20 protein-coding genes are annotated in these 18772 nt (G+C 69.3%); 6 read left to right on the forward strand and 14 right to left on the reverse strand.

Annotated features, from left to right (window positions below; all coding sequences use genetic code 11):
* Positions 1-87: 87 nt before the first annotated feature.
* The gene (locus ACJ8AN_RS05525) at positions 88-1209 is read left to right on the forward strand and encodes a hypothetical protein (RefSeq protein ID WP_407754175.1); all 1122 of its coding nucleotides are present in this window, start codon (positions 88-90) and stop codon (positions 1207-1209) included.
* 220 nt (positions 1210-1429) lie between these two features.
* On the opposite strand, the gene ACJ8AN_RS05530 is transcribed toward ACJ8AN_RS05525, so the two are convergent.
* The gene (locus tag ACJ8AN_RS05530; protein ID WP_407754176.1) at positions 1430-1894 is read right to left on the reverse strand and encodes a macro domain-containing protein; all 465 of its coding nucleotides are present in this window, start codon (positions 1892-1894) and stop codon (positions 1430-1432) included.
* Positions 1895-1902: 8 nt separating this feature from the next.
* The gene (locus ACJ8AN_RS05535) at positions 1903-2292 is read right to left on the reverse strand and encodes a RidA family protein (RefSeq protein ID WP_407754177.1); all 390 of its coding nucleotides are present in this window, start codon (positions 2290-2292) and stop codon (positions 1903-1905) included.
* A 177-nt stretch (positions 2293-2469) separates the two neighbouring features.
* Here ACJ8AN_RS05535 and ACJ8AN_RS05540 point away from each other — a divergent pair, with 177 nt between their 5' ends.
* Together ACJ8AN_RS05540 and ACJ8AN_RS05545 are read left to right on the forward strand one after the other, a co-directional pair.
* Positions 2470-4089, forward strand: a complete 1620-nt coding sequence (locus ACJ8AN_RS05540) for a peptide chain release factor 3 (RefSeq protein WP_407754178.1) — start codon at positions 2470-2472, stop codon at positions 4087-4089.
* A 94-nt stretch (positions 4090-4183) separates the two neighbouring features.
* Complete coding sequence (locus ACJ8AN_RS05545; protein WP_407754179.1) at positions 4184-5656, forward strand: pyridoxal phosphate-dependent decarboxylase family protein; 1473 nt, start codon at positions 4184-4186, stop codon at positions 5654-5656.
* A 95-nt stretch (positions 5657-5751) separates the two neighbouring features.
* On the opposite strand, the gene ACJ8AN_RS05550 is transcribed toward ACJ8AN_RS05545, so the two are convergent.
* Together ACJ8AN_RS05550 and ACJ8AN_RS05555 are read right to left on the reverse strand one after the other, a co-directional pair.
* Complete coding sequence (locus ACJ8AN_RS05550) at positions 5752-6432, reverse strand: hypothetical protein (protein ID WP_407754180.1); 681 nt, start codon at positions 6430-6432, stop codon at positions 5752-5754.
* A gap of 85 nt (positions 6433-6517) precedes the next feature.
* Positions 6518-7060 carry a hypothetical protein gene (locus tag ACJ8AN_RS05555; protein ID WP_407754181.1) on the reverse strand — a complete coding sequence of 181 codons (543 nt, stop codon included), beginning with the start codon at positions 7058-7060 and terminating at the stop codon, positions 6518-6520.
* Between the two features lie 78 nt (positions 7061-7138).
* On the opposite strand from ACJ8AN_RS05555, the gene ACJ8AN_RS05560 reads away from it, so the two are divergent.
* From ACJ8AN_RS05560 to ACJ8AN_RS05570, 3 genes are all read left to right on the forward strand, one after another.
* On the forward strand, positions 7139-8638 hold the full coding sequence (locus ACJ8AN_RS05560) for a carboxypeptidase M32 (protein WP_407754182.1): 1500 nt from the start codon (positions 7139-7141) through the stop codon (positions 8636-8638).
* Between the two features lie 95 nt (positions 8639-8733).
* Positions 8734-9702, forward strand: coding sequence for an NAD-dependent epimerase/dehydratase family protein (locus ACJ8AN_RS05565; protein ID WP_407754183.1), 969 nt, complete (start codon positions 8734-8736; stop codon positions 9700-9702).
* Between the two features lie 172 nt (positions 9703-9874).
* Positions 9875-10303 carry a hypothetical protein gene (locus ACJ8AN_RS05570; protein ID WP_407754184.1) on the forward strand — a complete coding sequence of 143 codons (429 nt, stop codon included), beginning with the start codon at positions 9875-9877 and terminating at the stop codon, positions 10301-10303.
* A gap of 124 nt (positions 10304-10427) precedes the next feature.
* On the opposite strand, the gene ACJ8AN_RS05575 is transcribed toward ACJ8AN_RS05570, so the two are convergent.
* From ACJ8AN_RS05575 to ACJ8AN_RS05620, 10 genes are all read right to left on the reverse strand, one after another.
* A complete protein-coding gene (locus ACJ8AN_RS05575; protein ID WP_407754185.1) occupies positions 10428-10895 on the reverse strand; it encodes a transposase in 468 nt (155 codons plus the stop codon).
* Positions 10896-10968: 73 nt separating this feature from the next.
* Entirely contained in the window at positions 10969-11817 is an 849-nt protein-coding gene (locus ACJ8AN_RS05580; protein WP_407754186.1) for a hypothetical protein, read from the reverse strand.
* 376 nt (positions 11818-12193) lie between these two features.
* A complete protein-coding gene (locus ACJ8AN_RS05585; protein ID WP_407754187.1) occupies positions 12194-12511 on the reverse strand; it encodes a hypothetical protein in 318 nt (105 codons plus the stop codon).
* Between the two features lie 186 nt (positions 12512-12697).
* On the reverse strand, positions 12698-13192 hold the full coding sequence (locus tag ACJ8AN_RS05590; RefSeq protein WP_407754188.1) for an NUDIX hydrolase: 495 nt from the start codon (positions 13190-13192) through the stop codon (positions 12698-12700).
* Positions 13189-13971, reverse strand: a complete 783-nt coding sequence (locus tag ACJ8AN_RS05595) for an alpha/beta fold hydrolase (protein ID WP_407754189.1) — start codon at positions 13969-13971, stop codon at positions 13189-13191. The genes ACJ8AN_RS05590 and ACJ8AN_RS05595 overlap by 4 nt, the downstream gene beginning before the upstream one ends.
* A 103-nt stretch (positions 13972-14074) precedes the next feature.
* On the reverse strand, positions 14075-15715 hold the full coding sequence (locus ACJ8AN_RS05600; protein ID WP_407754190.1) for a DUF2339 domain-containing protein: 1641 nt from the start codon (positions 15713-15715) through the stop codon (positions 14075-14077).
* A gap of 66 nt (positions 15716-15781) precedes the next feature.
* Positions 15782-16132, reverse strand: coding sequence for a hypothetical protein (locus ACJ8AN_RS05605; RefSeq protein ID WP_407754191.1), 351 nt, complete (start codon positions 16130-16132; stop codon positions 15782-15784).
* Positions 16133-16398: 266 nt separating this feature from the next.
* Complete coding sequence (locus ACJ8AN_RS05610; protein ID WP_407754192.1) at positions 16399-16959, reverse strand: hypothetical protein; 561 nt, start codon at positions 16957-16959, stop codon at positions 16399-16401.
* Positions 16960-16963: 4 nt separating this feature from the next.
* On the reverse strand, positions 16964-17443 hold the full coding sequence (locus ACJ8AN_RS05615) for a hypothetical protein (protein ID WP_407754193.1): 480 nt from the start codon (positions 17441-17443) through the stop codon (positions 16964-16966).
* Between the two features lie 102 nt (positions 17444-17545).
* Positions 17546-18712 carry a ribonuclease D gene (locus ACJ8AN_RS05620; protein ID WP_407754194.1) on the reverse strand — a complete coding sequence of 389 codons (1167 nt, stop codon included), beginning with the start codon at positions 18710-18712 and terminating at the stop codon, positions 17546-17548.
* Positions 18713-18772 lie beyond the last annotated feature (60 nt).

Below are 18772 nucleotides of genomic sequence, written 5' to 3' on the forward strand. Positions count from 1 at the left end.
GCGGGAAAAATCGCCGGAAAATCCCCCCGCAACCAACGCACGCCCGCTGGGTTGGAGAGGAGCGAACGAATTCCCAAGGAGCGGGTCATGCGTCTGAACAAGTCGATGATGCTGGGTGCGGTGCTGGTGCTGGCGGCGTGCGGTGGCACGGTGCAGGACACGGAGTATGTCGAGGCCACGCCGGACCTGGCGGGCACGTCGCTGGAGATCAACGGTGCCTCGGCCGACGAGGGCGCGGCGCTGACGGCGGAGGACTTCTCCGGGGCCTATGCGCAGGCGCTCGCCGCGCAGGGGCCCGAATTCCTCGCGGGCGCTCGCGCCGAGGTGAAGGCCCTCAACGCCGCGCTCAAGGACGCCGTCACGCGCATCACCACGCTGACCAACGGCGACCTGAAGGAGGCGGCGAAGGGCGACGTGGTGGTGTACGGCCCGAAGGACCAGGACAACGCCACCTACCGGCTGCAGGTGAAGAAGACGGGCGACAAGCGCTTCGCGTGGAAGCTGGAGGCTCGGCCGCTGGGCAGCACGGAGGACGCGGCGTGGAAGCTGGTGGGCGCGGGCCGGCTGGCCAGGGGCCAGGTGGCGCATCGCGGCCGCGGCGTGCTCGCCCTCAACCTGGACAACCTCAAGGCGGTGGCTCCGAACACCACCGGCCAGGGCAAGCTGATGGCCTCCTTCGCGCACACCGCGGGCGATGACAAGGCGGTCTCCTACCGGCTGGCCAACTTCACCCCGAACCCGGCCAACCATGACGCCGTCACGGGCGCCTTCGTGGGCTACCGGCGGATGCCCTCGCGCGTCACCGGCATCCGCGTCGTGGGCAAGTGGAACCTGGGCCAGACGGCGACCGCCGAGAAGGAGAACATCTTCAGCCGCATCCGCTTCCAGCCGGGTATCGGTGGCCGTGCGGACGTGCTCGCCACGGGCGGCGACATCCCGGCTGGTCACGTCTACGTGGGCACCGCGTGCTGGGACGCGCAGGAGCAGGAGGGCCTCAAGGCGCTGCGTGACTGCGTGAAGGGCACGGACGGCAAGCCGGGTAGCTGCACGGTGCTCTTCAAGGAGGGCCAGTTGCTCAACTGCGCCGCGGATTTCCGCAACACCGAGATGGATCCGCCCGCCGAGAACCCCAACGACACCACGCAGGAGCCGGGCGCGCCCTCGGAGACGCCCGACGAGGCGCCGGGCGACGTGACGGCGGACTTCTGAGTCCCCCTCGCGCGGCTTGAATCCCCGCGTGAAGCGCCGGGCGGCCCCACGGGTCTCCCGGCGTTTCTAAGCCAGATGGGGTAAGTCCTGTCAGGGGGGAGGCTCCGGGCGCGTTTTCCCGCAACTGGTCCGATGGTCGTACCAGTCGGGACGAAACGCGACCGGAAGGTGCCTCGTTCTTCGCGCCGAGAGCACCCTGACAGGACTTTCCCCACTTGGCTTAGGGGGGAGGGCGGTAGCGCACCACGGTGACCGCGAGCTCTCCCCGCGCCGCTTCCAGGGCCGGGCACATCACCGCGAGCGCCTTCTCCTCGTCGAAGCCTCCGCTGCCCGCGCCGATGAGCGGGAAGGCCACCGAGCGGAAACCGTGCTCCCGGGCCCGCGCGAGCGCGTTGGCTACCGAGTCCCGGATGGAGCGCTCCGAGGCGCGCCAGAGCATGTTGATGCCCGCCACGTGGATGATGCCCTTGAAGGGCAGGCGCCCCGCGGAGGTGACGACCGCCGAGCCCAGGGGCATGGGCCCCACGCGCGCCAGCTCCCGGAAGGGCGCCAGCCCGCCGCGCTTCTTGATGGCTCCCGAGACACCCTGGGGCAGCAGCAGCCACCAGGGGATGATGTTGCGGTTCCAGGCATTGACGATGGCGTCCACGTCCTGGTCCAGCAGGTTGCCCTCGACGATGCGCATGGGCCCGCTCACCCCGGCACGATGGCGTCGGCCTCGATTTCCACGAGCATGGCCGGGTCGATGAGCGCCTTCACCTCGACCATGGAGGTGGCGGGGCGGATGGTGCCGAACACTTCGCCATGGGCCCGGCCCACCTCCTCCCAGCGGGAGATATCCGTCACGTACAGCCGGGTGCGGACCACGTGCTCCATCCGGGCGCCCACGGCCTCGAGCGCCGCCTGGATGTTGCGCAGCGCCTGGGCGGCCTGGGCGTAGGCGTCTCCCCTGCCCACCAGCTGGCCCGAGGCCTCCGTGGCGGTGGTGCCGGAGACGGTGACGAAGGGGCCCACGCGCACGGCGCGGGAGTAGCCCACGCGGGGCTCCCAGGGGGTTCCGGTCGAGTAGGTGCTGCGCTGCATGCCTGGCTCCCGAGCGAGAAGAGGGAAGACGCATACCCTACCGCTCTCCCAGAGGGAGAGGGGACTCACACGGCGTGCGGCGGGGGGCCTGGAGACCCGGCCGCACTCCGGGGGAACGGCACAGGGAGAGGGAACCCCGCGAAAAAACACACGCCCCGTGATAGTTGGCTTCCCGATATGGCATCCGAGCTCGACCAGGAAGTCGCCCGTCGGCGCACCTTCGCGATCATCTCCCACCCGGACGCGGGTAAGACGACTCTTACCGAGAAGCTGCTGCTCTACGGCGGCGCCATCCACCTGGCTGGCAGCGTGAAGGCCCGCCGGGCGAGCCGTCATGCGACGAGCGACTGGATGGAGCTGGAGAAGGAGCGCGGCATCTCCGTGACCTCCTCGGTGCTCCAGTTCCCCTACAAGGGCCACGCGGTGAACCTGCTGGACACTCCGGGCCACCAGGACTTCTCCGAGGACACCTACCGCACGCTGGCGGCGGCGGACTCGGCGGTGATGCTCATCGACGCGGCCAAGGGCGTCGAGCCGCAGACCAAGAAGCTCTTCAAGGTGTGCCGCATGCGCGGCATCCCCATCTTCACCTTCGTCAACAAGCTCGACCGCTGGGGCCGCGCGCCGCTGGAGCTGATGGACGAGCTGGAGCAGGTGCTGGGCATCCGCGCCTACCCGATGAACTGGCCCATCGGCATGGGGCCGGAGTTCCGGGGCGTGTATGACCGGCAGTCCAAGGTGGTGCACGTCTTCTCCGCGGAAGGCCGGCACGGCGAGTCCGAGGTGGCCGAGCGCTCCGTCTCCATCGACTCGCCGGACATCCTCACCGTCCTGAGCGAGCGCGAGCTGGCCACGCTCAAGGAGGAGATCGAGCTGCTGGACATTGGCGGGGACGAGTTCACCCAGGAGAAGGTGGCCACGGGCCAGCTCACGCCCATGTTCTTCGGCAGCGCGATGACGAACTTCGGCGTGCGGCCGTTCCTGGACCATTTCCTGGAGCTGGCGCCGGCGCCCACGTCGCGTCTGACGAAGGCCGGGCCGCGCGAGCCCACGCACCCGAAGTTCGCGGGCTTCGTATTCAAGATCCAGGCGAACATGGACCCGTCGCACCGCGACCGCATCGCGTTCATGCGGGTGGTGTCGGGCCGGTACACGAAGGGGATGAGCGCGTTCCACTCGCGGCTGGGCAAGGAAGTGCGCTTGGCCAAGCCGAGCCAGTTCCTCGCGGCCGAGCGCACGGCCATCGAGGACGCGTGGCCGGGGGACGTGATCGGCCTGTTCGACCCGGGCATGTTCCGCATCGGGGACACGCTGTGCGAGGGCGAGGACCTGCTCTTCGACAGCGTGCCGCGCTTCAGCCCCGAGTACTTCGCGATTGTCCGCTCGAAGGATCCGCTGCGCCGCAAGCAGATGGAGAAGGGCCTGGAGCAGCTGTCCGAGGAGGGCACGGTGCAGATCTTCCAGCAGCTCGGGATGGGGATGAAGGATCCCATCGTGGGCGTGGTGGGAGCGCTGCAGTTCGAAGTGCTGCAGTACCGGGTGGAGCACGAGTACGGCGCGCGCATCATGCTGGACCGGCTGCCCTTCAGCCACGCGCGGTGGGTGGTGGGGCCGAACTTCGATCCGAAGAGCTTCGACTGGGAAGGCAACCGGCAGACGGTGCAGGACCGGGACGGGCTGCCGCTGGTGCTCTTCCGGGACGACTGGGCGCTGCAGCACGCCGAGGAGAAGCACCCGGAGCTCAAGTTCCTCTCGGCGGCGCCGATGCTGCGCCAGCTCGCCAGCACGGGTTCTTAGGCGGACGCATCGCTCCTCTGTCCTGGAGGGGTGGTGCTCCCAGGTCCGGAAATGGCCAGACAGGGACCCGTGTCCGCGCTACGAACGCCGCGTGATGACGACGCGAAACACTCCAACACCCGAGCTGACACTCGACCCGGCGGACTGGGACTCCTTCCGCCAGCTCGCGCACCAGATGGTCGATGACATGGTCGAGCACCTGCGGACGCTGCGCGACCAACCCGCCTGGCAGCCCATGTCCAGCGACGTGCGGCAGCACCTGCGCGAGCCGCTCCCCCGCGAGGGTCAGGGCGCCGAGGCCACCTACCAGCAGTTCCTCGATTACGTCCTGCCGTACGCCAATGGCAACCGGCACCCGCGCTTCTTCGGCTGGGTGCAGGGCAATGGGACGCCGCTCGGCATGATGGCCGACATGCTCGCCGCGGGCATGAACCCGCACATGGCGGGCTTCGATCAGGCCCCGGCCCTCGTCGAGTCCCAGGTGCTCGCCTGGCTCACCCAGCTCGTGGGCTTCCCGGAGTCCGCCAGTGGCCTGCTCGTGCTCGGTGGGACGATGGCGAACGTGCTCGGTCTCGCGGTCGCCCGGCATGCGAAGGCGGGCTTCGATGTGCGCGAGCACGGGCTGCAGAGGGAAGGTCCGAGGCTCGTCGTCTACGCCTCGACGGAGACCCACGGGTGGGCCACCAAGAGCGCCGAGCTGCTCGGCCTGGGGCGGCGCTCCTTGCGCCTGCTGCCCGTGGACGCGTCGTTCCGCATGGACCTGGGCGCCTTGCGCGAAGCCATCGCCGCGGATCGCCGTGCGGGCCATCACCCCCTCTGCGTCATCGGCACCGCCGGCACCGTCAACACGGGCGCGTCCGATGACCTGGTGGGGCTCGCGGCGCTCTGCCGCGAGGAGGGACTCTGGTTCCACGTCGATGGAGCCTTCGGCGCGCTCGCGGCGATGAGCGACAAGCTCCGTCCCGGGGTCCGGGGCCTCGAGCAGGCCGATTCGCTCGCGTTCGATCTCCACAAGTGGATGTACCAGCCCTTCGACGTGGCCTGTGTCCTCGTCCGGGACGCGGCGGTGCATCGCGCGGCCTTCGCGAGCAGCGCGAGCTACCTGGCCACTCTGGAGCGCGGCGTCATCTCCGGAGGGCTGCCCTTCGCGGACCGGGGCATCGACCTGACGCGGGGCTTCCGGGCCCTCAAGGTGTGGATGGCCCTCAAGGCCCACGGCGTGGGGCTCCTCACCCAGCTCATCGAGCAGAATGTCGAGCAGGCGCGCTACCTGGCGGAGCGGGTGTCGGCGCATCCCGAGTTGGAGCTGCTCGCCCCGGTGCCCCTCAACATCGTGTGCTTGCGCTTCAAGCGTGAAGGCCTGGACGACGGCGCGTTGAACCGGGTGAACCAGGAACTGCTGCTGCGGCTCCAGGAGTCGGGGCTCGCCGTTCCGTCGAGCACGGTGCTCGCGGGCCGGTTCGCGCTGCGCTGCTGCTTCGTGAACCACCGCACGCGCTTCGAGGACATCGACGCGCTGGTCGAGGCGGTGGTGCGGACGGGCCGCCGGATCGCCGAGGAAGGCTGAGCACCCGGCTCAGGGTCAACGGCGCGCGGGGCACGGTGGAGGTGCCGCGGGCTGCGGTGCCGTAAGGGCCCCGGGTGGCCCCGGGTCCCGAAGCGCTACTTGTTGGCGACCTGGCAGTACGCGTTGCCACCCTCGAAGTAGAAGCCGAGGCTGGCGGTGGTCCGCGAAGCGCTGAAGCAGAGGCTCACCTGGAACTCCATGTTCTTCCGATCGCCGCTGGTCACGATGTCGCTGAAGAGGCTGGCGTCCCCCACGCTCGAGCCGTTGTCGCGGACGTAGCTGAACACGGCCGCGAGCTCGGAGGCTGTCTGCGGGAGGCCGCCCGAGAGCGAATAGGCCCGGAGGCGCGTCCGGAGGCGCGTGGGAATCGTGGGGGGGCAGTACGTGTCATCCGTCGCGAAGGAGATCAGCTCGGCGGCGTAGATGACCGGTCCCGAGGAGGTGGACGGGTCCCACGGCACAGGGAAGCCGCTGAAGTTCGAGCAGGCCGGGGCGGGCACGGTCTGGCAGGTTGCGCTCAAGCCGCAGAACGAGCCGTAGACGCACTCGGAGGGCTGGGGGTTGGCGAGGGTACAGGCGTCGCCGGGCTCCTCGGTCCCCGCGTCGGTCGTGCCCGCGTCCGTCCCGGCGCCGGCATCCTTCCCCTCGTCCCCGCCCGCGTCCTCGCTCCCCGCATCGTTGCCAGCGCCCCCACCGGGCTTGTCCGGATCGCAGGCGGTGGCTGTGAGCGCGAGGCCGAGCGAGAGGGGAAGAAGGACAGAGAAGAAGGGTCGCAAGGTCGCGTCTCCGGAGAGCAGCCCATCGGTACACGGGTGCCGGGGGCTGACGGAGTCTAACGCTACACGCTGGCGAGGGGCTCGCTCACTTGTACGGCACCACGGTGCCGCCGCGGTGGGCCGAGTCGCGCAGCACCAGCCCCTCCTTGTAGAGGCGCGCGGCCTTGGGGCCGACGAAGAAGGCCTTGGGGTCGCCCTTGCGGAAGGTCTTCTTGATGTACTCCTCGATCTCCCGGTACTGGCGCCGGAAGTGGTCCGAGGCCGCGTCCTTGCGGCCCGTCTGGGGCGTCACCTCCATCTCGGCCCACATCTGGCCGCTGAGCAGCTCGCCCTCCTCGTTCATCCGGCAGCGCTCCATGAAGATGACGGGCGAGCGCACCTCGTCGATGCGCCAGAAGCCCTTGTCCGGGCCGCGCTTCACCTTGTCCACGATGGCGGGCCCGACGCTGACCGCCACCAGGTAGAGGTCCTCCTCGGGCAGCCGGGGGACGTTCTCCTGGCTCGTCCGGAAGGTCTTCCAGTCCGGCGGCACGCGCCGGGGGTACACCTCCAGCTCGTAGCGCTCGAGGAAGCGGAAGAAGGCGACCTCGTCGTCGGGGGACATGAAGAACTGAATCTGGCTGGCCATGCCTGGGCAATTAACCGAATGCCGACGCTTGCGGAAGTCCAAGGCGAACCGAAGGCGAATCGGACTAAAGAAACCGCCATGGAAAAGACCTTCGAATCGCTGCTCGCCCGGATGCAGGAGCTCCGGGACCTCGGTGGGCTCATCGGCCTGGCCACCTGGGACCAGGAGACCTACCTGCCTCCCAAGGGGGCGGAGTCCCGGGCCCACCAGCTCTCCACCATCCAGGGCCTCTACCACGAGCGCCTGGTCGACCCCCGGCTGGGCGAGCTGCTCGCCTGGGCCGTGGGCAACAAGAACCTCCCGGACGACCCGCGGGCCATGGCGCGCGTGCTCACCCACGAGCGCGAGCGGGCGGTGAAGGTGCCCAAGGCGCTGGTGCAGGCGCTCGCCGAGGCGCAGAGCCGGGGCCTCGTGGCCTGGCGCGAGGCGCGCAAGCAGAACCGCTTCTCCGTCTTCCAGCCCGCGCTACAGCGGATGCTCGGCCTGCGCCGCGAGCAGGCGGACGCCTACGGCCACGACGGCGAGCGCTATGACGCGCTGCTCGAGGGGTACGAGCCCGGCATGCGCGTGGCGCGTCTCACCCCGGTGCTCGGCGCCCTGCGCGACAACCTCATTCCCCTGGTGGCGGCCCTCCAGGCGGCGCCGCGCAAGGTGGGGGACTTCTTCGCGGGCCGGCGCTTCGACTCCGAGGCGCAGTGGCGCTTCACGCTGCGGCTGCTCGGGGACATGGGCTTCGACCTGGAGGCGGGGCGGCAGGACAAGAGCATCCACCCGTTCTCCAGCGGCCAGCACCCCACGGACGTGCGGCTCACCACGGATATTGAAGAGGGGACGCTGACGGCGCTCTTCAGCTCGCTGCACGAGGGCGGGCACGGCCTGTACGAGCAGGGCTTCTCCGAGGCCCACTACCGCACGCCGCTGGCGAACGCGCCCTCCATGGGCCTGCACGAGTCGCAGTCGCGCATGTGGGAGAACCTGGTGGGGCGCGGCCGGCCCTTCTGGACGCACTACTTCCCGGCGTTGCGCGAGGCCTTCCCCGAGGCGCTCCAGGGCGTGGACCTGGACACCTTCCACACGGGGGTCAACCGGGTGACGCCCTCGCTCATCCGCGTGGAGGCGGACGAGGTGACGTACAACCTGCACATCGTCCTGCGCTACGAGCTGGAGCTGCTGCTGGTGCGCGACGCGCTGCCGCTGGAGGAGCTGCCCTCGGCATGGGCCGAGCGCATGCGGCGCTTCCTGGGCATCACCCCGCCGGACGACACGCAGGGCGTGCTGCAGGACATCCACTGGGCCTGGGGCGAGTTCGGCTACTTCCCCACGTACTCGCTGGGCAATCTCTACGCCGCGTCCCTCTACCGCGCCGCGCAGCGCGCCGTGCCCACGCTGGAGGAGGGCTTCGCGCGCGGAGAGCTCAAGCCCCTGCGCGACTGGCTGCGCACCCACGTCCACGCTGAGGGCTACCGCCAGCCCGCCGAGGAGCTGGTGCGCAAGGTGACGGGCCAGGGCCTCACCGACACGGACTTCCTCGCCTACCTCAAGTCCAAGTACGGCGCCCTCTATGGCGTGAGCCTCTGAGCCGGCCCGCGCCCACGGCGCCCGCGCGCTCCGGTTTGACAAATGACCCTGGGCCGTTGGTTATATGACCCAAGGTCATTGATTGGGGGTAGTCGATGCGCGTGTTCGTCACGGGCGGTTCCGGTTTCGTAGGCAAGCGGCTCATCGAGGCGCTGAAGACACGGGGCGACGAGGTGCGGGCGCTGGCGCGCTCGGACAAGGCGGCCGGGGCGGTGCGCGAGGCGGGGGCGGAGCCGGTGCGGGGGGACCTCGACGACGCCGAGGCGCTGCGCCGGGGCATGGAGGGCTGCGAGGCCGTCGTCCACGCCGCGGCGACGGTGAAGACGTGGGGGCCGCGGGAGGAGTTCTTCCGGGTGAACGTGGAGGGCACCCAGCGCGTGCTCGACGCGGCGCGCGCGGCGAAGGTGAAGGTGCTGGTGCACGTGGGCACCGAGGCCATGTTCGTGGGTGGCCGTCCCATCGTCGAGGCGGACGAGAGCTGGCCGCGCCCGGAGAAGCCGCTCGGCCTCTACCCGTTGACGAAGGGGCTCGCCGAGGAGCGCGTGCGGGCCGCCAACGGGCAGGACGGGCTGCGCACCGTGGTGGTCCGCCCCCGCTTCATCTGGGGCAAGGGGGACATGGCCGTGCTGCCGGAGATCATCGCCAAGGTGCGGAGCGGACAGTTCCGCTGGATTGGCGGCGGGCACTACCAGACGTCCACCTGCCACGTGGCCAACGTGGTGGAGGGCCTCCTGCTCGCGATGGAGAAGGGGCGCGGCGGCGAGGCGTACTTCCTCACCGATGGCCCGCCGGTGGAGTTCCGCGCCTTCGTCACCCGCATGCTGGATGCGAGCGGGGTGAAGGCGCCCGAGGGCGAGGTGCCGCGCGCCGTGGCCCACGTGCTCGCCACGGTGGCCGAGACGGCCTGGCGCGTGCTGCCCCTCGAGGGAGAGCCGCCCCTGCACCGCTCGGTGCTCAAGCTCATCGGCGAGGAGGTGACGGTCAACGACGCCAAGGCCCGCGCGGAATTGGGCTACGTGGGTCACATGACGCGCGAAGCCGGGCTCGCCGAGATGCGCGGCTGAAGTCAGTCCCGCTTGGACAGTACTGTCCACGTCACCGGGCAAGCCCAGTCCAGTGTGTACTTGAGGTGACTACATGTTTGCGTAAGTGCTCGGAAATGGCGTCTAATTCGTTCAGCACGGTGCTCGCTTTGAAGCGCACCCGTCTCATCTCAAACACTCAGGAGCACCCATCTTGCAGACTCAAAATCGCCGCAACCTCACCACTGGATTCGCTGTCCTTGGCCTGTCCCTCCTGCTCTCGGCTTGCGGCCCCGAGGCGAATGGTGGCTCCCCCGATGAGCTTGGAACGGTCACTGGCGCCTCGAGCGGCAGCAGCGGCGGTGGCAGCACCGGCACCTGGCCGTACCCCGTGCCCACGGGATGTGTCTCGATCTCCCCGACCCAGTGCCAGACCAACGTGGGCCACTATGACGTGACCGAGGCCGAGCAGAGCCTGGACGCGAACATGGCGGCGGACGGCTGGACCAAGCGCTACTCGCCCGTCTGCCGCAGCAACATCGGCTACAACAAGGGCTCGACCAACGTGTGCTACCGGGTCGGCGTTCTCTCGGACGCGAACTTCCAGACCATCGGGTCCCAGTGGAACGGGTTCATCGGCTGAATTGAAGTTTGAAGCGCCCCCGAGCCCGTACGAGACCCATCGCGTCTCGTACGGGCTCGTCGTTTTTGGGGCCCGGCTACCCGCTCGCGAGCCCCTGCTTGAAGGCGGTCAGGCGGTCAGGCGGTCACCGGTGAGGACCGTGGCGACGCCTCCGTTGCTGTTCCAGCGTATAGGCAGGAGAGAGAAGGTGTGGAGGGGGAGGGCTGGTGTTGGTGAGGAAGACAGTCAGTCCGCGCCACAAGCCCAGCATGTACTCCAGGGCCGAGCGCAGGGCACTGCCCGGCATCGAGCGCTGAGCCAGAGCCCATTCACGGATTGCAGCCACCAATGGGGCGGACTTCTGTGTGCGCGGGCGCGCCTTTTCCTCCTGTGCGGGTTTGCGCTTCTCGCTGGAGGCGCCAAACAGGCGCTGCCGCATGAGCGCCAGCTGCTCCGCAAGTTGCGTGAGCTCCCATTGCAGCCGCGCCTGGGCGTCCTCCCCTCGGCCCCCGTCAACTCCACGCTCTGGGCACCCTCTTGTGTCCAGGGCCTGGCGAAGCGTCCCTTGAAGAGGCGTTTGGTGAGCAGCACCAGCCCCGTGCCGTCTCTCCATGTGCTCCTCCTGGTTTGTTGCCTGGAGGTCTCACATGAGGCCGCACCCCGTCACGACGGGGCCCGGCGAGCACCTACCACCGGCGTCGTGAGCGCGAGGGCGGATCGCGGTCGCCATAAAGAACGAAGGCGGGGCTGAGGGGCAGGGGGGCGTGTGGGATGAGCGTCTCGACGAGGAAGCCATTGTCGCAGTACTCCGCGGCCTCGCCGCCGAACACCAGGCGCACTGCCTCCGCCTTCACGTCCCCGCTCAGGAACGAGGCGTCCTGGCCAGCCACCATCGCGAGCACCACGTGGGCCGGGTGGGCGCGCCACCGGGTGAGGCTCCCTCCAGGGTACTGGCGCGTGAATGTCTCTCCGCCCACGGCCGCGAGCCAGGCTCGGAGCGCCTCCTCCTCTGGCCCCGAAGAGGCTATCTCTGACACCCACAGAGCCGGCCAGCGCTCCCGAGCGAGCCGGGCTGCGGGGCCCGGGTCGACGCGTCGGAAGCACACCTCCAGCCGCTCCATGGGCGGCTCCGCTCCTCGCCACAGGCGCTGCCAGTTGTGGCTGCCGCCCAGGCCCGACTGCTCGAAGCCCCCCCGCGCATCCGCCTCGAACAGGAATTCCCCGGTGCTATCGTAGAGGTTGTACTGGAAACCCACCGTGCCGAGCCGCTCGGTGAGGCGCGCCAGGAGCGGTGCCTCCCCTTCCATGAGCAGTTCGTAGGGCGCGCTCCGCAGGGCGCACCAGCCCGGCGAGGCGAGAAAGCCCGCGAGGCCCCAGCGGGGGACGTCCTCGCCATGCCCGTACTGCATCGGATCGTAGGGCTCGGGCGTGCGCGGCGGGGGACGCACCTGGTGGCGCCCGGCCTCCTCGAGCAGCCTCTCCACCGCCGCTTCGAGCCGCCCGAGCTCCGCCGTCCGCACGAAGGCGACGTTCATCCATTTTCCCATGGGACACATCCGCTCTCCCCGGCCGCCTCACCCGCCGGGCCGGGGACCCGGAGTCTGGCGTCAACAGCCCGGAGAGTGGAAGACACGGCGGCAGCCGGTGCTGGCCTTGCTCGGACACTTCCCCCGTTGGGCTGTGGGTGGGTGCCCTGGATGGCTACAGCCTCCTCTCCGGGCACCTGGTGCGCCGCTACTCCAACCGGGTGGTTGGCCATCGAGCCCCTCTCGCCATTCTTCCCAGCTACTTCGGTGCTACCTGCTCCACTGGCTGGTTCGCGGCCTTCCAGCCCTTCAACCCCTCATTCAACACATTGACATCGGTGTAGCCCGCTTCCGCCGCGCGACCCGCGGCGTGATGTGAAGCCATTCAAAGCCGGCTGGTGCAATAGAAGACGAGCTTCCGGCTCTTGTCCTCCGGGAGCTGCGACAGCTCATACTTCGAGTACGAGGTGAGGAGGATCGCGCCGGGGATGATGCCGTTCTCCCGTCGGAAATCATCATGGTTTGCGTCGAGGACCACCACCGAGCCTGCCTTCCGCAGCTCGACGAGCTGGTCGATGGTCATGTCCTTCACCGGCGACGGCGGGGTGGCCGCCGAGGCCGGGGTCGCCGAGCGCACGCACCCCACCAGGGCGGCGAGCAGGACGGTGGCTGCCAGGAGTGGCAGTGCCTTCACTCTCTTCATGTCAATGACTCCAGGGTCGTAGGGGTGAAGCACCCGGAGCATAGCGAATGCGTGTCGGCGCGCGCTCGCGACGCCGGGAGGGAAACCGCGCGGCAGGCGCGATGGAGTTTCATGAACACGCAGTGGGGGAGGAACTGCGCGCGGAACGTGAGGTTGAGGGCTCCGAAGGTTGAGGTGCCAGGGTTTCTACGGCGTGTGCGAGCCGCGCGCGCGCCGCCTTGAGGCCTCCTCGAGGTAGGCGCGCACCACCTGGATGAGGGGCAACTGGAGCGCCGTGTCCACGTCGAGGAAGCGGGCCCACACCACCTCGCGGTTGTCGAGGACGAGCGAGGGCTCGGTGTCGAGCTCGAGCTCGACGAAGTGGCACAGGTCGCGCTTGTACTCGTCCGTGCCCCGCGAGGAGAAGACCTCGCGCAGCGCGCTGGGGGAGACGTGCAGCCCCACCTCCTCGCGCAGCTCGCGGGCCCCGGTCTCGGCAGGGGACTCGCCCTTGTGCTGGCCTCCACCGGGCAGGCTGAAGGCGTGCTTGTACGAGTTCTGCAGCAGCAGCACCTCGCGGCCCCTCCACACGCCGACGAGGGTGCCCTCCGTCTGGGGGCGGCGCACGAACCAATACGCGAGCGCCAGCGAGTAGGCGCCCCGGTAGGCCACGCGCACCCATGGATCCAGAAGAGAGCTCACGAGAGGAACTCGACGAGCGCCGGGGTGAGGACCTTGGGGCTCACGTTGTGTGTCTGCCCCGCCAGCGTGCGATGCCGCGCGTTCGGCACGGCCTTCGCGACGGCCTCGGTCGCCTGCTTCAGCCGGGGGTCCGTCTTCCCGCCGTTCATGACGAGCGTCGGGACGCGGATGGCCGAGAGCCGCTCCGTCGGGACCGAGTAGCCGCGCATGACGTTCGCGTCGTACGGCAGCGTGTGCGCGACTGCCTGAAGCTGCCGCCAGGTGCCGGGCATCAGCCGCATGAGCAGGACGACGAACCCGGGCGCGCCCATCATGTCCCGCATGAAGTACTTCACTGCGTCTCCACGGCTCCCCTCCGAGAGGCGCCGCTTCAGGTGCGCCTCGTGGTCGGCCTCGGGACGTCCGGACGCGGTGGCTACGTACGGGGGCTCGTACGCCGCGAGCTTCGTGATGTTCAGCCCGCTCGCCGCCGCTTCGAGCGCGAGCGCCGCGCCGGACGACAGGCCCGCGATGGCAGCGGAGCCGCCTGCGGCCTCGATGAGCGCGGCGATATCCTCGATCTCCCGTTCTCGTGCGTAGGGCTGCGTGTCGCCGCTGTCGCCCCGGCCGCGGCGGTCGTACGTGAACACCGTGAAGTGCCGGGCGAGGAGCGGCGACAGCTTCGGCATCGGCCCGAACGCACGGCTGCAGAGGGCGCCGTCGACAAGAATGAGCGCGGGTCCAGAGCCCGTCTTCTCGTACGCGATCGGCGTCCCGTCCTTCGAAATGACCTTGTCCATTGACGTCTCCCCGGGCATGAGCGGCCACTCATACGCTGGCTCGCCCGCGAGGGTCACGCGGGAACGCGAGGGTGTCGTCCCGAGAGGGGGTCTGCCCAACGGCTCAGCCGCGCTTGCCGCGCAGCCGCGTGTAGACGAAGGAGATGGCCAGCAGCATCACTCCGAGCAGGATGAAGGTGAGGATGCGCTGGTCCGGCGGCAGCCCCTTCAAGTCCACGAACATCAGCCGCCCGAGCGTCACCGCCAGCACCGCGAGGCCGACGAGCCGGTACCAGCGCTCGCTCAGGGCGAAGCCCAGGACGAAGAGGCCGAACGCCGCCACGCCCCAGCCCAGCGTGATGAGCTCCCGGGGCATCAGCTCGCCCAGGAGCCACAGCAGAGACAGCCCCGCGCCCGCCGCGCAGAAGAACTGGAGCGCACCGCGGCGCCCCCCTTCGATGGGGGACGGCAGTCGCTCCGAGCGCACCACCGCGCCCCGCTCGACGAGCGAGAAGCTCACCAGCAGCGCCGCGTCCATGAGCGCGCGGCCCGAGGCCGGCAGCCAGGTGGCTCCGAGCGCCACGTAGAGGACGCCCAGGCCCACCACCTGCAGTGCGCCCGCGCCCAGCACGCGCCCGGCGAGCCCCGCCCCGAGCCCCACCCCCATCCACGCCCACACCTGTCCCGTGTCGCCGTAGTGCTGGGGGATGCCGAGGGCGAGCGTGAGGACGCTCGTGGCGAGGAACGTCTGGATGAGCGCGGCGGATGCGCTCCTCCACCGGGCCACCGCCGCCCCCGCGCCCTGCGTCAGCGCGATGATGACGAAGAAGGTGAAGAGGTGTGGCTCGCCCCAGCGCGCCACCTCGAGCACTCCCAGGCCGAGCATCCCCACCCAGTTGAGCAGCGCGAAGGCGAGCGCCGCGCGCCGGGACAGCTCGCGCGGGTGTACCAGCAGCGCCACCGAGAAGAGCACGTAGTAGAGCGACAGGAAGGAGAGGCTCAGCGCCAGCCGCTCGCTGTCGGGCTGGCCGGGGGCGATGGCGTCCGTGCGCATCGCCCAGGTGACGTGCGTGGAGTACACGGCCACCAGGCTCGACAACGGGACGATGACCCAGCGGTTCTTCACCAGGAAGAAGAGCGCTCCGCCCGCCAGCATCGACGTGGACATGAGGGTGAAGAGGGTGATGTCGCTGAGCATCCCCGTGTGCAGCCCGAGGAAGAGCGCGATGCCCGCCACCGTCTCCGAATGCATCCGCTGGGCGATGACGATGATGCCCACCACGTTGAGCGCCAGCAGCACCAGCGCGAGCGGCTCGCTCTCGATCACCCGCACCGCCGGCACGAAGTGCAGCGCGTACGTGACGAAGTAGCCGAGCGCGAGCCCTCCTCCGAAGACGATGCGCCCGAAGAGCAGGTGGCGCCGCGACAGCCACAGGCCCAGTGCCGCGAGCCCCGCGCTCAGCAGGTAGCCCGCGCCCACCCGCACGATCACGCCCAGCTCGCCGAAGTGGTAGATGATGAGGAAGGCGAAGCCGAGGATGAGCGCCACGATGCCCGCACGGCTCAACCAGTACGTGCCCAGGTGCGCCTCGAGGTCCCTCTTCTCCGGTTCGGGCCCGGCGGGGGCCTCCAGGGGCGCGGACACCGGGGCGGGCCGCGACGGGGCCCCGGCCTCCAGGCGCTCGAGGCGAGCCTCCAGCCGGGAGACCGTCTCCTCCAGCCGCTTCACCACTTCCCGCAGGTCCTGCCCGTCTCCCTCCGCCATGCGCTCCTCGTCACCTCGTGGGGCAACGAGGCTACCCGTTCATCGGGAAGACGGGAGGTTGTTCCGTCAGGTGAAGAGCAGCGGCCGGCAGGCGCGGGCCAGCTGCAGTGCGTCCCGGGCCAGCGACTGGGTGGACATGTTGCCGTCCAGCCACGCGGCGCGCGCCACCTGGTTGCTCAGCTCGAAGCACAGCGTCGCCGTGCGCCTCGCCAGCCGGCTGTCCTTTTGCAAGGCCCGGGCGTTGAGCTCGCACAGCTCCGCGCACTGGCGCAGCAGGCGCATGGGCTCGCTGTCGGCGCGCAGACCCGTGGCGGCCAATTGCGCCATCGCCGCCTCGCACGAGGCCTGACAACTCAGGCTCGCGGCGATGCAGTGATGGATGTCGGCCGTCGCGCCACCCAGTCGCACTCCAGACATGCCCACGCCACCTCCACAGCGGCTCCAAAACTACGCACGTTCCCCGCAGCCGCAACCAGAACCGTCGCCCTCCGGGCCACATGTTCAATCCGCCTCATGACGCATGGGGTGCGTGCCTACTGACACCAGGTAAGACGTACAGGCGCGCACCACGGTTCCCGCCCCGTTCTCCGCGAAACTCCCGCAATCCCGAGGGCGGATGAAACATTACGCCCGGTGTGAGTCCGACGAAGGAGACGGTTCTTCCTGACGGGCCCACGCGCCCCTCACGGCAGGTTCTCGGGGTTGTCCAGGAAGAGCGCATGGAAGAGCGTCGTCTCCGGTGGCTTCGTGAACTGCACGTAGAGCGGGACGCGCATCTGCGCCCACTCGTGCGGAAGCGCGGTGACGGCGAAGGCCGCTTCGAGCTTCCTGGCGATGAGGTTGGCGGTGGGCTGGAGCTCAGAGGGAAGTGGCCAGAACGCGAGTTGCTCGAACGCCCGGTCGTTGTTGCTGTAGTCGAATTGCACGCCGTAGATGCTGTAGACGGGCGCCAGGAAGCTGACGCACCCCACGACGACCCAACGAAGGCCCGGTGGCTCGCGCTTCGGCGGATAGGCGACGCAGCAAAAGCAGGTACCGGGCCCGGTGTAGTCGCCAATGCTGAACTCGGGCAACTCGCTTCTGAGGTCCTTGAGCAGTGCCCGCCAGCGGCCATGCTCTTGTAGCTTCTGCTCGCAGATCGCAAACCGCCTTTTGTCCTCGGGGCCAGGTTCCTGACTGTAGTCCTTGAACGATGGCCAATAGTCCAAGGCGATGGAGAGCAACTGCGCGCGATCGAGACTCATGGTCTTACCGGCGGGGTGGTGGAGTGAGCCTGACAGGGGGAATCCCTTGACGGCACCTCTTGGGGACCCTGGCTCCGTCAATGACGTTCCTGAGCGTCAGTTCGTAAAGGGTCTTGAACTCTTCACAGGCAATGCCAATGGGGGTTGTCGGCGTGACGGTGGAGAGTGTTGTTTTCGCGGCTTGATTGGCGCAACTCGCGCAGAGGCTCTGGGCCCGGTAGACGGGAATCTCTCCCTGCTCCGTGGTGGCGATGGGCACCTCGACGCCGAACGTGCAGTAGAACAACTCCCCGGTGTTGGCTCGCTCGATACCCACTTCGAGACAAGCGGACCGCCAGCCTCCTGCTGCTTCGTCGTCCTCTCTGGAAACGACTTCGTAGAAGTGGAAGTGCCTGGGGCTCAGGCCCCCTTCGACATAGGTCCGTGTGCCTCCGGTGACGCAGCCCGAGAGCAGCACGAACAGCAGAACTGACTGTCTGGACACGGTCGGCCATGCTCCCTTCTGGTGAGACAAGTGGGGGACATGGGGGCTGGAGACCCTCACCCCCGCCCTCTCCCAGAGGGCGAGGGGGCGTGACACGGGCTCTCAGCCCTGGACCGGATACTGGGCGAGCAGCGTCAGCAGCTCTTCTCCGTACAGCCGCACGCGCTTCTCTCCGATGTACGGCACCGTGCCCAGCTCCTCGAGGTTCACCGGGGGCTTGGACGCGAGCGTGTCCAGGATGGGGTTGGGCAGCACCACGGACGGCGTCACCTTGCGCGCCCCCGCCTTCTCCGCCCTCCACGCCTTCAGCGCGTCCTCGCGCTTGCGCCGGTTTGGATCCCTCGGCCCCTTCTGCTCCTGCTCCGGCTTCAGCTCGCCCCGGCGCGACCTCTCCAGCAGCTCGCGCACCACCGAGAGCACCTCGTCGCCGTGCGCCCTCACGAAGGCGCCTCGCACGCCCGCCGCCCTCGCCAGCTCCTTCGCGTTGCCCGGGGGTTTCACCGCCAGGTCGGAGATCGCCATGTTGGAGAGCATCCGCCCCATGGGCACGTTCTCCGCCTCGGCCCACTCCAGCCGCTTGCGGTGCAGCGCGTGCGCGATGGCGTTGGCCAGCACCAGTTGCGCTGGCGTGCACCCCGCCTTCGGCAGCCGCGGCTTGAACTCCGCGCCCACGTCCGGCCTCGCCGCCGCCTCGTCGCACATGCGCTGGCAGTCGAGCAGCACCTCCTCCAGGAGGTCCGCCTTCCGGCACTCCTCGCGCACCTGGCGGCCCAGCTCCACCAGGTAGCGCACGTCGTTGGCGATGTAGTCGCGCATCCCCGCCGGCAGCGGCCGCAGCGAGAAGTCCGACTGCTGGTGCTCCTTCGGCAGCTCCACACCCAGCCGCTCGCGCGCCAGGTCCGCCAGCCCCACCTTGGGCCAGCCCAGCAGCGTGGCCGCCCGGTGGGTATCGAAGAGGCCCTGCACCCGCACTCCCGCCTCCGCCAGGTAGGGCAGGTCGCCCGACGCCGCGTGGAAGAACTTCGTCCTTCCCGGGTCCGCCATCACCGGCGCCAGCAGCGACGCCTCCACCCCGGGCTGGAGGGTGTCGAAGAGGTAGACGTCCTCGTCCGTGCCCACCTGGAGGAAGCACAGGCGGGCGCGGAAGGCGTGCATCGCGTCCGCCTCCACGTCCACGGCCAGCTCGGTGGCCTGTTCGAGCTTCCGGGCGGCCGCTTGGGCTCCGGGGGCGTCAACGATGTCCTGCGCACCTGTTGGGAAGGTCGGCATGGCGGAGAGCAGGCTAGCGGACCAGGTATGTACGTGTAGCGTGTTTTTTCCCCAGCCGCC

Origin of the sequence: Archangium sp. (assembly GCF_045802675.1) — a bacterium.
Taxonomy (GTDB): Bacteria; Myxococcota; Myxococcia; order Myxococcales; family Myxococcaceae; genus Archangium.